Source organism: Massilimicrobiota sp. An134, assembly GCF_002160815.1.
GTDB lineage: Bacteria > Bacillota_I > Bacilli_A > Erysipelotrichales > Coprobacillaceae > Allocoprobacillus > Allocoprobacillus merdigallinarum.
Genome location: NZ_NFLH01000001.1, coordinates 192,908 through 207,895, shown reverse-complemented (window position 1 = coordinate 207,895; position 14,988 = coordinate 192,908). Strand labels below are relative to the sequence as shown.

Genomic DNA, 14,988 nt, shown 5'->3' with positions numbered 1-14,988 from the left:
GATCAAGTACCTCCAAGATATACCTATAAACAATTGGCCTATTATCAATAAAAAATTGATAATAGGCCGCACACTATCGTTGCAATGTCAATACTTTTCTTTGAAAAATAATAAAAAAAGAGAGAGGGTATATTTGCAATATAACCCTCGAATGTCATTCAGTCCTTAACTTAATGACATTGGACATTGAACCTCTATGTTTTTTGCTTTTCTATTAATACATTCCTGGTGCCATTGGAGCAGGAGCTGGATTATCTTCTATAATTTGTGCAACACCTGCTTCAGTTGTAATAAATAAAGCAGAAATACTTGCAGCATTTAATAAAGCACTACGTGTAACTTTTGTTGGGTCAATAATACCTTTATCAAACATTGATACCCATTCACCATCTTTAGCATCAAATCCTTGTCCATCAGCAACTTTCATTTGTTGTTCTACAATTTCATCACTATTGAAACCAGCATTTTCAGCAATTTGTCCCATTGGAGCAAGTAATGCATCTAAGACAACTTTAATACCTTTTTGTTTATCTACGTTAGAATCTTTTAACTGGTCTTTTAAAGCTACATAAGCGTTAACTAATGTAACACCACCACCCATAACGATTCCTTCACTAACAGCAGCTTTTGTGGCATTTAAAGCATCTTCAATTCTTAATTTCTTTTCTTTCAATTCAGATTCAGTAGCTCCACCAACTTTGATAATAGCAACACCATTACTTAATTTACCTAATCTTTCAGCATAATTCTTTTTATCATAATCACTCTTAGAATTATTCATTTGTTCAGTGATTTCTTTAACACGTTGATCAATAGCAGTCTTATCACCACTACCACCAATCATTGTTGTATGATCTTTTGTAATATGAATCTTTTTAGCAGATCCTAAATCAGTCATTTGCATGTCTTTTAAATTCATATTTAAATCTTTACTATAGAATTTAGCATTTGTTAAAATGGCAATATCTTGTAAGATTTCTTTTTGATTATCACCAAAACCAGGGGCTTTTGTAGCCACAACATTAAATGTTCCTCTTAATTTATTAACAACTAATGTTGAAATAACTTCTTGTTCAAAATCATCAGCAATTAATAATAAAGGTTTATTAGATTGCATAACTTGTTCAAGAATTGGTAAGATTTCTTGAACTGTATTAATTTTTTGATCAGTAACCATGATTAATGGGTTATCTAAATCAACAGTCATTTTTTCTCTATCAGAAACCATATATGGAGAAACATAACCTTTATCATATTGCATACCTTCAGCAACTTCTAATTCTGTATCAAAGCTGTTAGATTCATCAACACTGATGACACCATCTCTACCAACTTTTTCCATGGCTTGAGCAATATATTGACCAATTTCTTTATCTCCAGAAGAGATTGTCGCAACACTTTCAATATCATTGCTTGTTTCTACTTTATGAGATTTATCTAAAATATATTTTGCAACTTCTTTACTTGCATAATCAATACCTTCACGCATTAATACAGGATTAGCACCTTTTTCTACAGCTTTTAATCCATCTTGAATCATGCTTTGAGCTAAAATTGTTGCTGTAGTTGTTCCATCACCAGCAACATCATTTGTTTTATTGGCTACTTCATATACAAGTTTTGCACCCATGTTTTCAAATGCATCTTCTAGTTCGATTTCTTTAGCAATTGAAACACCATCATTTGTAATTAAAGGTGATCCAAACCCTTTATCTAAAACAACATTACGTCCTTTAGGACCAATAGTGACTTTTACTGCATCTGCAAGAGTATTAACTCCATTTAACATTGCATCTCTGACATCTTTAGAAAAACGAATTTCTTTACTCATTATTTATTCCTCCTATTCAATAATAGCTAAAATATCTTCTTCTTCTAAAATCATATATTCGTCATCATTATCTTTAAATTTTGTTCCTGAATATTCTTTAAAGATAACAGTCATACCTTCTTTTAAGTGTTCATCACATTTAGGCCCAACAGAGACAACAGTCGCTTGATTGCTTGCTTGTTCTTTTGGACTTGTTAAAATGATTCCACTTGCTGTTTGAGTTTCAGCTTTTTCTTTTTTTAATATCACATAATCATGTAATGGTTTTAACATTTGTATTCCTCCTTATTTAGCACTCATATATCTTGTTTGCTAACAACTATTATTATAGCATGATATATGAACTGAATATGAACTTTTAGCACTATGATTTTAAAAGTGCTAAAATCGTTAAAATATATGAATGTTTATTCTTTTTTATAACTCTATTTGATATAATATTTTTATAGATTGAAAGGTTAAAGGAGAATAAAAATGGCTAAAAAATATGAAAGATTTGTAAAATCATATGAATCATCAAAGTTTGCAAGTTCAACAGAAATATGGGTAGATAAAGAAACAGGTGTGAATTATTTATTTCATAGTAATACAGTTGGGTCTGGAATGACTGTATTGGTAGATAGAGAAGGAAAACCTATTATTACAACGGTGTTTCCAGATGAAGAATAGGAGGATGACATGAAAGCTATATTTAACCATTGTAACATTAATGTTACAAACTTAGAAAAAAGTATCACATTTTATCAAAAAGCATTAGGACTTACTGTTGTTAGAGAAAAGGAAGCATCAGATGGAAGTTTTAAACTGGTTTATCTGACTGATTGTGAAGCTTCTTTTCAATTAGAATTGACATGGCTAAAAGATCATCCACAGGCTTATGAATTAGGTGAAAATGAAAGTCATATTTGTTTTGTTGTGGATGATTATGAAGCATATCATCAATTGCATCAAGACATGGGATGCATATGTTTTGAAAATGAAGCAATGGGACTTTATTTTATTCATGATCCTGATGATTACTGGCTGGAAATTGTACCACAAAAATGAGCAAAGAACCTTTGTGCGAAAGGTTCTTTTTATACGAGAATTTCAAATGTCTGATTTTGATGGGTAACAGGCAGGATTTGAGCATGATAGGGATTGTCTAAATGCTCTTGTAATAGGAGTTTTGTTGTTTCATAGTGTCCAAAATAGTGAATTGGTAAAATGTATTTTGTTGGAACATGTCTTAAAAAAGCATTTAAGCCTAATAAATAGTCTTTTTCTTGACGAATATCCACAACAACACAAGCAAGATCAACTGGTTCTTTGATAGAACAGATTTCTTGGAGGTAAGTCTGTTTTTGATATATATTGTCTTGTTCTGGTTCACCTTCCCAATGCCACCAATGAAGATCACCAGCATGATATATTGTCTGATTTTCCACATGGACAAGAAAAGCACATCCTTCATCAGTAGAAAGCAGTGTGGAAATAGATAAATCATCTATTTGATAAGTTTGATGTATATCTACATAATATGCATCATATTTATGACGCAGTGTATTGGATAAAATATAAGTGATTTGAGGATGATGAATTTTAAAAATATTGGGATTATAATGATCATAATGACGATGAGAAACAAAAACATAAAGAGGTTTCTCTTGATTAAGGTGAAGTTCACCTTGATAATAATCAAATAAAAGCAAATGATTGTCTAACTCGACTAAACAACCACTATGATATAAATGTGTAACTTTCATATAAAAAAAGATAACATGCAAACATGTTATTCTTCTTCTCCTTCATCATAATTTGAAACATTATGGTAAACTTCATCAACATCATCACAGTCATTAAGTAATCCCATTAATCTTTCAAATAACATCATATCTTCACCTTCAAGTTCTACATAGTCTTGAGGTGTTGTTGTAATATCATCTACATCAAATTCAATATCTTCTTTAACAGCTTCAATAGCAGTTTTAATTTTATTTAAATCTGTTGGTTCACCAGTGATTTTAATACGTCCATCTTCTAATGTTGTAATGTCTTTAGCATCAACATCTCCCATCACTAATGCTTCTAATACTTCATCTTCACTCATACCACTTAAAATAACTGTACTTTCAACATTATATAAATAAGCAACAGAACCTTCAGCTCCTAATTTAGATTTTGCTTTTGTAAATGCTGGACGAACTTGTGATATTGTACGATTGATATTATCTGTTAAACATTTCACGATTAATGTAGAATTACCTGGACCAAAACCTTCAAATTGAATAGGTTCATAATTTTCAGTCACACCACTTTTGACTTTATCAATAGCACGTTTAATAACATCAGCAGGAACTTGTTCTTTTTTTGCTTTGTCTACTAAACGTCTTAATGCTAAATTTCCATCTAATTCTGGTCCACCAGCTTTCGCTGTTAAATAAATTTCTTTTCCATATCGTGAATATAATTTTGCTTTTTTGGCAGCTGTTTTTGCCATTGCAACTTTACGCACTTCATGTGCTCTACCCATGATTAAACGCCTCCTTTAAAAATTCCTTTAGTATTATAAACATTTTTTAGTGATTTTTCAATAAAAAATGGTATAATCACTATATTTCATCATGAGAGATTAAAGAAAGGAGTCTGCCGTGAAAAAAATTGTTATTGTTGGAGCAGGAGCATCTGGTGTTTATTTATCACTTTTATTAAAACAACAAATGCCCCAAAATCAAATCATAGTTTTAGAACAAAATAAATCCCCATTAAAAAAATTATTAGCTACAGGAAATGGAAGATGTAATCTATCCAATAAAAAAATGCATTCACAATATTATCAAAGCGATCAACTCAAAATGGTTCAATCAATTATTCAAGATTTTGATATGGTTGAACAAATGCAAAAAATAGGACTCTATTGTGTTTATCAAGGTGATTTGCTTTATCCTAAAAGTGAACAGGCATTGTCTGTGAGAAACGTTTTCATGCAGCGTAGTGAAGAAGCTGGGGTTGTCTTTCAATATGAACAGGAAGTTTTACAAATTCAACGACAAAAGCATCAATATCTCATCAAAACAAATTCTCAAAATATTATTGCTGATGTTATTGTATTGGCGATGGGAAGTGAAGCAGGGAAACTTTCTGGAATGAATATATCACGTTATGAGATTTTAAAACAAATGCATTTAAAAGTCGTTGAACCAGTGCCTTCGCTTGTGCAATTTTATACATCTCCTGTCTTGAAATCTTTAAAAGGTGTAAGAGTTAAAGGAACATTTTCGTTAGTTGAAAATGAAAAATGTATCCATCAGGAAAAAGGAGAATTATTATTTACTGATTATGGTGTTAGTGGAATTGCTGTTATGCAACTATCGTCTTTTTATCAAAAACATCATCATTATCAATTATATATTGATTTTTTTGACGAATTAAGTCACAATCAGTTATGTCAATTATTGTCTAAACAATCTTCTTTATTTTTAGAAGGATTGATGAATCATAAGATTGCCAAAGCATTTCAAAAATATCAGTATCTTTCAATAGACCAGCTTGTATCATTATTGAAGCATTATCCATTAGAAATCAAAAGAATCAGAGAAGCTTCTTATGCCCAAGTTATGAAAGGAGGTCTATCTTTAAAGGAAGTAACAGAAGATTTGGAATTGAAACAATATCCATGTATTTATGCAATGGGAGAAATTTTGAATGTTGCAGGAATGTGTGGGGGTTATAATTTACATTTTGCTTTTGCCAGTGCTTATCGTGTTGCAAAAGCAATAGAAAGGAATGTCTATGTTAAGAATTCATAATTTAAAAGTTAAGCTTGGTGAAAAACGTTATGCAAAAATCATTTCTCAAAGTTTAAATGTTCGTGAAAAAGAAATTCAAAATGTTTCGCTTGTCAAACAATCTTTGGATGCCAGAAGACAAAATGTCCATTGGATTTGTAGTTTTGATTTTACTGTTTCCAATGAAGAACAGTTTTTAAAAAGATTTCCTCAGCTTCAAAAAGTACAGCCTTATCAATATCAGTATTTACCATCAAATGATCAAAAAGTCATGATTGTCGGTAGTGGTCCAGCCGGACTGTTTTGTGCCTATGTTTTGACTATGAGTGGTCAAAAGGTCACAGTGATAGAAAGAGGACAGGAAATTGAAAAACGTGAAAAAGCGGTTCAAGATTTGCTTGAATATGGTCTATTACATAGTGAAAGCAATATTGCTTTTGGAGAAGGTGGTGCAGGAACTTTTTCAGACGGGAAATTGACAACAGGTGTAAAAAATAAGCGTATTCGCTATATTTTAGAAACATTTGTAAAGTTTGGAGCACCAGAGGATATTTTATATCTGCATAAGCCACATATTGGAACAGATTATTTACGACAGTTTGTTCAAAATATGCGTAAGTTTTTAGTGTCGAAAGGTGTTACTTTCTTATTTGAAACAAAAATGATTGATTTTCAAAAAACAGAAAGTGGTTATCAGATAACAGTTTTACAAAATCATCAAAAGAAGATTTTGAATAGTGATTTACTTGTTTTAGCCATTGGACATAGTGCCAGAGATACATATGAAATGCTATATCAAAAAGGTATCCCTCTCCAACAAAAGCCTTTTGCTGTAGGAGTTCGTATTGAACAATCGCAACAGAAAATCAATCAGATTCAATACAAGAAAAGTGCTTCATCACCATATTTAAAGGCGGCCAGTTATAAGTTGGCTGTGCAAAGTGGAAAAAGAGGTGTTTATACATTTTGTATGTGTCCCGGTGGTGTTGTTGTACCATCACATCATGAAGAACAGACACTTTGTGTCAATGGGATGAGTTATTATGCCAGAGATGGTCAAAATGCCAATAGTGCCATTCTGGTTACAGTATCAACGGATGATTTTGAAAGTTCCCATCCATTAGCTGGTATTGCCTTTCAAAGAGAGCTTGAACACAAGGCTTTTGAATTAGGGGGAGGCAATTACTTTGCACCAGTACAAAGAGTGCAGGATTATTTACATCATGAAGTGAATCCCTTAGGTCAAATTATTCCAACTTATCGTCCGGGTTATCGTGTATGTGATTTGAATGAACTGTTCCCTGATTTTATCAATCAGGCACTGCATGATGGTCTTATTCAAATGAATCAAAAAATGCATGGATTTATAGATGAAGATACAATCATCACAGGTATTGAAGCCAGAAGTAGTGTACCTGTTCGTATTTTAAGAGATGCTTCTTATCAATCATGGGAAGGTTTATATCCAATAGGAGAAGGAGCTGGATATGCTGGAGGAATTATGTCATCAGCTATTGATGGAATCATGTGTGCAGAACAGATTTTAAAAAAATAGGAAGGAATTGTCTTTAATTCCTTTTTATTATGTAAATTTTTGTTATTGTGATGACATTGTTTTTTTTTGGATGAAAATATGTTACACTTATAAAAAGGGTGGTATCAATATGAGTGCTTTAATTGAATTTAAAAATATTGTTAAAAGTTATACGATGGGGGATATAACGATCAATGCCAGTGATGGGGTTAATTTTATTGTGAATAGAGGGGAATTTGTCGTCATTGTTGGGGCTTCTGGAGCTGGAAAGACGACTATTTTAAATTTACTGGGAGGAATGGATTCACCAACCAGTGGTTCTATTCTTGTTGATGGCGAAAATATTGCTCTATATGATGAAAAGAAATTAACAGAATATCGCCGTAATGATATAGGGTTTGTATTTCAGTTTTATAACCTTGTACAAAACTTAACGGCTTTAGAAAATGTCGAATTAGCATCACAGATTTCTCAAAAACCTTTGGATGCCAGAAATGTTTTAGAGCGTGTTGGTTTAGCTGATCGAATGATGAACTTTCCTGCACAATTATCTGGTGGGGAACAACAACGTGTTGCCATAGCAAGAGCGATTGCTAAAAATCCAAAACTTTTGTTATGTGATGAACCAACTGGAGCATTGGATTATCAGACGGGGAAGGCAATTTTATCTTTATTAAGGGAAATGTGTGATACTTATCAGATGACAGTCATTGTGATTACTCATAACTCTGCTTTAGCACCGATGGCAGATCGTGTGATTCATTTAAAAAATGGAAAGGTCAATGGGGTTGAAATCAATGAAAACCCACAACCAATCGAGGAAATTGAATGGTAAAAAGAAAGAAAAAAGCTTATTGGAAAAATCTCAGAAAAACAATTTTAACATCTAAAGCAAGATTTTTTTCCATTTTTGCGATTGTATTTTTAGGTGCGGCTTTTTTTGCAGGGTTAAGAAATACACCGGGAACAATGACTCAATCAATGGATCATTACTTGGACAAACACCATTATGCCGATTTAACATATATGGCATCATTAGGTTTTTCCAAAGATGATATTAGTGAAATTCAAAATATATCGGGTATTGAAGATATTCAATATGGTTATCAATTTGATGCTTTGATTCATCATAATGATTCACTGGCAGGAGTTACTGTTTACGCCAGTGAACAATATGATCAAGATATGCTTAATCAACCTTATCTGGTTGATGGGCGTTATCCTCAAAAAGACAATGAATGTGTCATTGATGAAGAAATGCTGGCAGAAGATTATCAGATTGGTGACGAGATTTCTATTCATAATGATCAAGGTGAAAAGACTTTTAAAATCGTTGGTGTTGTGAATGATGTTCGTTATATTGCTATTACGGATCGTGGAACGAATACTTTGGGTGATGGAACGAATGCTGGATATATTGAAATTTTAAATGAAAACAATGATTTTTTAGCTATGCCAGAAGATCTTTATGAATTACGTGATGAAGATATTTTATATAATCAGATTTCTGTCTGTGTAAAGGGAGCTAAAGAATATAATGTTTTCAGTGAGGCATATGATGATTATATTGAAGATGTGAATACAAAAATAAAAAGTACTTTATCATTAAAAATGAGTCGCTTGTATGAAGACTTGACAAGTGATGCCAAAACAAAATTAGATGAAGCCCAAAAAGAATATGATGAAGGTTATCAGACATATAGTGATTCTAAAGATTTGTTTGATGAAAAGATATTAGAGGCTAAAATTCAATTAACGAATGCGAAAATCACATTGGCTACAAAAGAAGCTGAATATTTAAAAGCTCAATCAACAGCATCTTCACAAATTCAAGACATGTTAGAAACAATTGAAAGTACGAGTGAGGAGTTAAAAGGGAATTTAGAAAGTTTACAAAAAGAACTTGAGAATTATCAAAATGAAAATACTGAAAATATTGCTCCAGAAGTGCAAAAATCAATAGCTAGTTTAGAAAAAATGGGAGATATTCTTAAAAATGCATCTTCCTCATTAGATGGATTGACGCAATTGAATGAAGCTTCTATTGCGATTGAAAAGGCTAAGCTTGAAATTCAACAACAAGAAAATCAATTGACTTTAGAAGAACTGAAAACAAATAATGAATTAGAAAAAGCTCAAGACAAATTAGATCAGGCAAAATCGCAGTTAGATGAAGCCAGAGATCAAGTGGATCAGATTCCTAAAGGAAGGCTTTATACTTTAACACGTCATGAAAATTCAGGACTTGTGAATTTTGATTCTAATAAGGATTCTATTTCTTCTATTGCAGATATTTTCCCATTAATGTTCTTCCTTGTATCAGCTTTGGTTTCATTAACAACAATGACGAGAATGGTGGAAGAACAAAGAAGTCAAAGTGGAACATTACGTGCTTTAGGTTATTCTAAATGGGATGTCATGAAGCAATATATCATATATGTTATTTTTGCAACCTTTTTTGCTTGTATTTTAGGAATTGTTTCTGGAACACAATTTTTCCCACGTATTATTTATTATTTATATAATTTAATGTTATTTCAAGTGGATGCACCTATTTCGATTTATGCCAGTACATGGGTTTTGCTGGAAACAGTTTTTATATCGGTATTTGTTATTTTGGCAGTCACACTCTTTGTTTGTATGAGTGAATTGAATTTGATGCCAGCGGTCTTAATGCGACCTAAAGCACCAAAAGTTGGAAAACGTATTTTTTTGGAAAGAATTCATTGGTTATGGCGTCGTTTGTCTTTCAATCAGAAAGTAACAATGCGTAATATTTTTAGGTATAAGAAACGCTTCTTTATGTCTGTGATTGGGATTGCTGGATGTACAGCTTTAATTATTACCGGCTTTGGTGTTAAATCTTCTGTATCACAGGTTGTTGATAAACAATATCAAGATGTTTTTACATATGATTATCTTGTTCGTTTAGAAGATAGTGTTTCAACCAAAACAGCACAGAATTATCAAAAAGATTTATTGAATCGTAGTGAAGTTGCAAATGTGGAATATGTTTTAAATAAGAGTATTAATATCTTAAAAGATAAAGAAGATTTATATGGTTCATTAATTGTTTATCAATCAATGGATAATATGAAAAACTTTGTTCAGTTTAGAAATTATCAGACATATAAAGATTTGGTTCTTGATGATGAAGGTGTTATTTTAACCGCAAAAGCAGCTGAATTGCTTGGTGTGGAAGATAATGATACAATTGATATTGAACTCAATGAAACAAAGTATAGTGTAAAGGTTTCAGGTATCACAGAAAACTATTTTATGAATTATATTTATATGTCCCAGACTTTATATGAATCATTGACATTACAGGATCTGGAAGTGAATAATGCGTTCTTGATTTTACAGGATGATCGTGCTTCGAGTCAAAAAACACTGGAAGCTTATATGCAGGACAAAGGGTATGGAAATTTAAGCAATGTATCATCAATTGGTGAAGAATTTGATAAACAGGTTCAAAGTGTAAATCTGGTTGTTGTTATTTTGATTGTCTGTGCAGGAGCTTTAAATTTCATTGTCCTTTATAACTTGACAAATATTAATATTCAAGAACGTAAAAGTGAGATTGCAACGATTAAAGTTTTAGGTTTTAGACGTAAAGAAGTTTATGACTATATCTTTAGAGAAAATGTTCTTTTATCAGTGATTGGTTCTTTACTGGGAATGATTTTTGGTTATTTCCTTCACAAGTTTATTATTTTGACGGTGGAATTGGATATGACAATGTTTGTTAGACAATTAAATATCAGTAGTTATATATATGCTATTATTATGACTTTAGGTTTTACTTATTTTATTAATTTCACAATGCGACATGTTTTAAATAAGGTTGATATGGTGGAATCTTTAAAGAGTATTGAATAGGGAGTGGAATCATCCACTCCTTGTTTTATAAAATAATATATTTTTTATTAAATAAATAAATATTTTTATGATTTTTAGAATATTTGAAAAAATAAAGTTATTTTTTGTTGACTTGTATAAAATGTTAAGTATAATAATGAATATATTTAAAAAAAGGGGAGAGATATATGAATATAAAAAAAGTTATGTCTTTAATGGCTGTGTCAAGTATGTTGGTTGCTTGTGGTGGAGGAACTGGTGGTTCTTCAGCTACAGAATTAAAAGAAGGGGATACAATTAAAATTGGATTTGTTGGTCCATTAACTGGAGAAACATCAACTTATGGAATTCCAGTTAAAAATACTATTGAACTTGCCATAGAAGATTATAATAATTCTGATGATGCAAAATATAAAGTAGAATTACTAGCTGAAGATTCTCAAGGTAAGGAAACAGATGCTGTGAATGCTTATAAAAAATTAGTTGGTGAAAAGGTTGTTGGAATTGTTGGTCCTGTTATTACGGCTGAAGGTTTAGCTTTAGGAGAGGCTTCTAAAGCTGATGGAACACCTATTGTTTCACCAAGTACTTCTGGTGATAGTATTACTTTAAATAATGATGGAAGTACAAGAAGCAATTACTTTAGAACATGTTCTAATGACTCAATGGGTGGTCAGACAATTGCAACAGCTATTGGTGATGGTCGTATTAATGTTAAGAAAGTTGCTATTTTAACAAATAGTGGTAGTGATTATAGTCAGGGATGTACAGATTCATTTGTTGCTCAGGCAAATAAAGATGGTACACAAATTGTATTACAAGAAAAATATCCAAAGGATACAAAAGATTTTGGAAGCTATATTACAAAAGTAAAACAATCAGGAGCAGATGCTGTTTATATTCCGGATTATTATGAAATAATTGCAACTATGGTTGGTCAATTTAAAAATGCTGGTTACAATGGTACATTCTTAGGAACTGATGGTTGGGATGGCGTTTTATCAGTTAAAGATGTTGATAAATCTATTTTCAATGGAGCTTATTATACAAATACATTCGATGACCGAGTAGAAGATGTACAAAATTATGTAGCTAAATATAAAGAAAAATATAACAGTGATACAAACATGTTTGGAACAATGGCTTATGATGCAACTTGGGTATTATTGAAAGCAGTTGAAGCTGCTGGAACAACTGATTATGCTAAAATTTGTGAACAGTTAGAAAAGACAAATTATGATGGTATTACAGGTCATTTTGAATTTGATGATCAACATAATCCAACAAAAGAATTGGTTGTCAAAACTATTAAAAATGGTGAATATAGTTATTTAGATTAGAAGAAAAATAAAGGAGATTTTTCTCCTTTATTTTTTTAAGTCAGGAGGTTTACAAATGGAATTTTTAACGCAAATCATCAATGGATTGAGTACAGGTGGAATGTATGCACTTGTTGCCATTGGTTATACAATGGTATATGGGATTGCTAAAATGATCAATTTTGCTCATGGTGAAATTATTATGGTTGGCGCATATCTGGCTTATGTGATGACAACTATGGTGCAAGCACCCATTATTGTTAGTGTTTTAGTAGCCATTACTGGATGTGCTTTATTAGGTGTTGTGACAGAAAAAGTGGCTTATAAGCCCCTTAGAAATAGTGGGAGTTTAGCTGTTTTAATTACTGCTATTGGTGTCAGTTATCTGTTACAGAACTTATTTTTGATTTTATTTGGTTCTGCTGCCAGAACTTTTCCTCAATATATGCCTAGTGGTACAGTATCTTTTTTTGGCGCTCATATTACGTATGTCGCTTTGCTTTCACTTATCTTAACTTTTATTTGTACTGGATTATTGCTTTTGTTTATAAACAAAACAAAATTGGGAAAAGCAATGCGTGCTGTCAGTGAAGATCGAGGAGCTGCAGAATTAATGGGAATCAATGTGAATACAACCATTTCTCTAACATTCGCCATTGGTTCTGGTTTAGGGGCTATTGCAGGTATTATTTATGGTATGAGTTATTCTTTGATTAATCCCTATTTAGGTGCCATGTTAGGTATCAAAGCTTTTATAGCAGCTGTTCTTGGTGGAATTGGAAGTATTCCAGGAGCAATGGTAGGTGGATTGATTATTGGTGTTGCTGAAGCATTTACAATTTCATATATTTCATCTGCTTTTTCAGATGCAGTTGTTTTTGGTATTTTAATCTTTATTTTATTAGTTAAACCAGCAGGATTGTTTGGTCAGAATATGAGAGAGAAAGTGTAGGTGATAGGGATGAAAAAGAAACAAATAAAAGATTTGATTATATCCTTTATCATGGCGCTGATTATTTATGGAATCATTATGTTTTTAATGAGTGCTGGAATTGTTGACTATTATTGGTCAGGAATTCTCATTATGGCTTGTATCAATGTTATTTTAGCAACAAGCTTGAATTTAGCGAGTGGTTATTTAGGACAGTTAACTTTAGGACATGCTGGATTTATGTCTGTAGGAGCTTATACATCTGCTTTATGTAGTTTATATCTTCATTTCCCATTTTTATTAAGCTTATTGATTGGTGCTATTGCTGCCTGTCTGATTGGCGTTGTTATTGGTATACCAACATTAAGATTAAAAGGTGATTATCTTTGTATCATTACTTTAGCATTTAATGAAATCATACGTGTTATTATGCTTAATTTAAGTATTACAAATGGTGCCAAAGGATTGATGGGATTTCAAGCAATGAATATTGATTTTTCTGTCTATTTTTTAAGTGCAGTCATTACAATCTATGTCATTTACTGTATTGTTAAATCACGTCATGGGCGTGCCATTATTTCTATTTGTGAAGATGAAACAGCCAGTGAATTATCTGGTATTCCTACATCATATTATAAGATCTTAGCTTTTGCTATTTCTGCTTTCTTTGCTGGGATTGCAGGTGGATTATATGCTCAATATATGGGAATGCTTGTTCCTTCTACATTTGATTATAATAAATCAGTAGAAATTCTGGTTATGGTTGTATTAGGTGGATTAGGAAATTTAAAAGGTTCTATTATAGCAGCTATTATCATGACGATATTGCCAGAGTATTTAAGAGCATTTGCGGATTATCGTATGTTACTTTATGCAATTGTTTTAATTGCTGCAATGATTATCAAAGAAAAAAATTTAGTGCCTCGTATTAAAGCTAAATTTTTTAAGAATAAGACAGTGGAGGTGGATGACTGATGAGTTTGTTAAAAGCAGAGGGATTAGGAATCCAATTTGGAGGTTTAAAAGCTGTTGATGAGTTTAATTTTGAAATGGATAAAGACCAATTATATGGTTTGATTGGACCAAATGGAGCTGGAAAAACAACTGTATTTAATTTGTTGACAGGTGTTTATAAACCAACGAGTGGACAAATACTTTTTGATGGGAAGTCACTTTTAAAGATGACACCTACGCAAATAACACAATTAGGGATTGCAAGAACATTTCAAAATATTCGTTTGTTCAAAAAAATGAGTGTTATTGATAATGTTAAGGTTGGATTGCATCATTCTCAAAATTATTCATTATTATCATCTGTTCTTCATCTTCCAAGTTATTTTAAAGGTGAAGAGGCTATGCAGGAAATGGCTATGAGCTTACTTCGTGTTTTTGATCTAGAAAAATATGCTGATGTCAAAGCTGGAAATTTACCATATGGAAAACAACGTAAACTGGAAATAGCAAGAGCACTTGCAACGTCACCTAAACTTCTTTTGTTAGATGAACCTGCAGCTGGTATGAATCCTATTGAAACAGAAGAATTAATGGAAACGATAAAGATTGTAAGAGAAAAATTTTCTATTGCGATTTTATTGATTGAACACGATATGAAACTTGTTATGGGGATTTGTGAAAAAATTGCAGTTTTAAATTTTGGTACAGTCTTAGCATTTGGGACTCCAGATGAAATTAAAAATAATCCTGATGTGGTTGCAGCATATTTAGGACATGAAGAATAGGGGGAT

The 14,988-nt window shown here is 31.8% G+C and carries 14 protein-coding genes; 10 read left to right on the top strand and 4 right to left on the bottom strand.

The window, feature by feature from the left end; translation table 11 throughout:
• Positions 1 to 214 precede the first annotated feature (214 nt).
• Together groL and B5E79_RS01170 are read right to left on the bottom strand one after the other, a co-directional pair.
• Positions 215 to 1,831, bottom strand: a complete 1,617-nt coding sequence (gene groL, locus B5E79_RS01175) for a chaperonin GroEL (protein WP_087296660.1) — start codon at positions 1,829 to 1,831, stop codon at positions 215 to 217.
• 12 nt (positions 1,832 to 1,843) lie between these two features.
• On the bottom strand, positions 1,844 to 2,104 hold the full coding sequence (locus B5E79_RS01170) for a GroES family chaperonin (protein WP_087245164.1): 261 nt from the start codon (positions 2,102 to 2,104) through the stop codon (positions 1,844 to 1,846).
• 201 nt (positions 2,105 to 2,305) lie between these two features.
• Between B5E79_RS01170 and B5E79_RS01165 the strand changes: the two genes are divergently transcribed.
• On the top strand, positions 2,306 to 2,500 hold the full coding sequence (locus tag B5E79_RS01165) for a DUF6440 family protein (protein ID WP_087245165.1): 195 nt from the start codon (positions 2,306 to 2,308) through the stop codon (positions 2,498 to 2,500).
• A gap of 9 nt (positions 2,501 to 2,509) precedes the next feature.
• Positions 2,510 to 2,878, top strand: coding sequence for a VOC family protein (locus B5E79_RS01160; protein ID WP_087296659.1), 369 nt, complete (start codon positions 2,510 to 2,512; stop codon positions 2,876 to 2,878).
• Positions 2,879 to 2,907: 29 nt separating this feature from the next.
• Here B5E79_RS01160 and B5E79_RS01155 read toward each other — a convergent pair whose 3' ends face one another.
• On the bottom strand, positions 2,908 to 3,576 hold the full coding sequence (locus tag B5E79_RS01155) for an MBL fold metallo-hydrolase (protein ID WP_087296670.1): 669 nt from the start codon (positions 3,574 to 3,576) through the stop codon (positions 2,908 to 2,910).
• A 26-nt stretch (positions 3,577 to 3,602) separates the two neighbouring features.
• Positions 3,603 to 4,343: a YebC/PmpR family DNA-binding transcriptional regulator gene (locus B5E79_RS01150; protein WP_087245168.1), complete on the bottom strand. Its 741-nt coding sequence runs from the start codon at positions 4,341 to 4,343 to the stop codon at positions 3,603 to 3,605.
• Positions 4,344 to 4,461: 118 nt separating this feature from the next.
• Here B5E79_RS01150 and B5E79_RS01145 point away from each other — a divergent pair, with 118 nt between their 5' ends.
• From B5E79_RS01145 to B5E79_RS01110, 8 genes are all read left to right on the top strand, one after another.
• Positions 4,462 to 5,619: an aminoacetone oxidase family FAD-binding enzyme gene (locus B5E79_RS01145; RefSeq protein WP_087296658.1), complete on the top strand. Its 1,158-nt coding sequence runs from the start codon at positions 4,462 to 4,464 to the stop codon at positions 5,617 to 5,619.
• Entirely contained in the window at positions 5,603 to 7,153 is a 1,551-nt protein-coding gene (locus tag B5E79_RS01140; protein ID WP_087296657.1) for an NAD(P)/FAD-dependent oxidoreductase, read from the top strand. Before B5E79_RS01145 ends, B5E79_RS01140 begins: the two co-directional genes overlap by 17 nt.
• Before the next feature lie 109 nt (positions 7,154 to 7,262).
• Positions 7,263 to 7,967 (top strand): ABC transporter ATP-binding protein, encoded by a 705-nt coding sequence (locus B5E79_RS01135; protein ID WP_087245171.1) that lies wholly within the window; start codon positions 7,263 to 7,265, stop codon positions 7,965 to 7,967.
• Complete coding sequence (locus B5E79_RS01130; protein WP_087296656.1) at positions 7,961 to 11,014, top strand: ABC transporter permease; 3,054 nt, start codon at positions 7,961 to 7,963, stop codon at positions 11,012 to 11,014. Before B5E79_RS01135 ends, B5E79_RS01130 begins: the two co-directional genes overlap by 7 nt.
• Positions 11,015 to 11,181: 167 nt before the next feature.
• On the top strand, positions 11,182 to 12,333 hold the full coding sequence (locus B5E79_RS01125) for an ABC transporter substrate-binding protein (protein ID WP_087296655.1): 1,152 nt from the start codon (positions 11,182 to 11,184) through the stop codon (positions 12,331 to 12,333).
• A gap of 55 nt (positions 12,334 to 12,388) precedes the next feature.
• Positions 12,389 to 13,264, top strand: a complete 876-nt coding sequence (locus tag B5E79_RS01120; RefSeq protein WP_087296654.1) for a branched-chain amino acid ABC transporter permease — start codon at positions 12,389 to 12,391, stop codon at positions 13,262 to 13,264.
• A gap of 9 nt (positions 13,265 to 13,273) precedes the next feature.
• Positions 13,274 to 14,218, top strand: a complete 945-nt coding sequence (locus tag B5E79_RS01115; protein ID WP_087296653.1) for a branched-chain amino acid ABC transporter permease — start codon at positions 13,274 to 13,276, stop codon at positions 14,216 to 14,218.
• Positions 14,218 to 14,982: an ABC transporter ATP-binding protein gene (locus B5E79_RS01110; protein WP_087296652.1), complete on the top strand. Its 765-nt coding sequence runs from the start codon at positions 14,218 to 14,220 to the stop codon at positions 14,980 to 14,982. The genes B5E79_RS01115 and B5E79_RS01110 overlap by 1 nt, the downstream gene beginning before the upstream one ends.
• Positions 14,983 to 14,988: the final 6 nt, after the last annotated feature.

Coding starts and splice junctions, on each gene's coding strand:
- groL (WP_087296660.1), bottom strand. CDS start 1,831: ATGAGTAAAGAAATTCGTTTTTCTAAAGATGTCAGAGATGCAATGTTA.
- B5E79_RS01170 (WP_087245164.1), bottom strand. CDS start 2,104: ATGTTAAAACCATTACATGATTATGTGATATTAAAAAAAGAAAAAGCT.
- B5E79_RS01165 (WP_087245165.1), top strand. CDS start 2,306: ATGGCTAAAAAATATGAAAGATTTGTAAAATCATATGAATCATCAAAG.
- B5E79_RS01160 (WP_087296659.1), top strand. CDS start 2,510: ATGAAAGCTATATTTAACCATTGTAACATTAATGTTACAAACTTAGAA.
- B5E79_RS01155 (WP_087296670.1), bottom strand. CDS start 3,576: ATGAAAGTTACACATTTATATCATAGTGGTTGTTTAGTCGAGTTAGAC.
- B5E79_RS01150 (WP_087245168.1), bottom strand. CDS start 4,343: ATGGGTAGAGCACATGAAGTGCGTAAAGTTGCAATGGCAAAAACAGCT.
- B5E79_RS01140 (WP_087296657.1), top strand. CDS start 5,603: ATGTTAAGAATTCATAATTTAAAAGTTAAGCTTGGTGAAAAACGTTAT.
- B5E79_RS01135 (WP_087245171.1), top strand. CDS start 7,263: ATGAGTGCTTTAATTGAATTTAAAAATATTGTTAAAAGTTATACGATG.
- B5E79_RS01130 (WP_087296656.1), top strand. CDS start 7,961: ATGGTAAAAAGAAAGAAAAAAGCTTATTGGAAAAATCTCAGAAAAACA.
- B5E79_RS01125 (WP_087296655.1), top strand. CDS start 11,182: ATGAATATAAAAAAAGTTATGTCTTTAATGGCTGTGTCAAGTATGTTG.
- B5E79_RS01120 (WP_087296654.1), top strand. CDS start 12,389: ATGGAATTTTTAACGCAAATCATCAATGGATTGAGTACAGGTGGAATG.
- B5E79_RS01115 (WP_087296653.1), top strand. CDS start 13,274: ATGAAAAAGAAACAAATAAAAGATTTGATTATATCCTTTATCATGGCG.
- B5E79_RS01110 (WP_087296652.1), top strand. CDS start 14,218: ATGAGTTTGTTAAAAGCAGAGGGATTAGGAATCCAATTTGGAGGTTTA.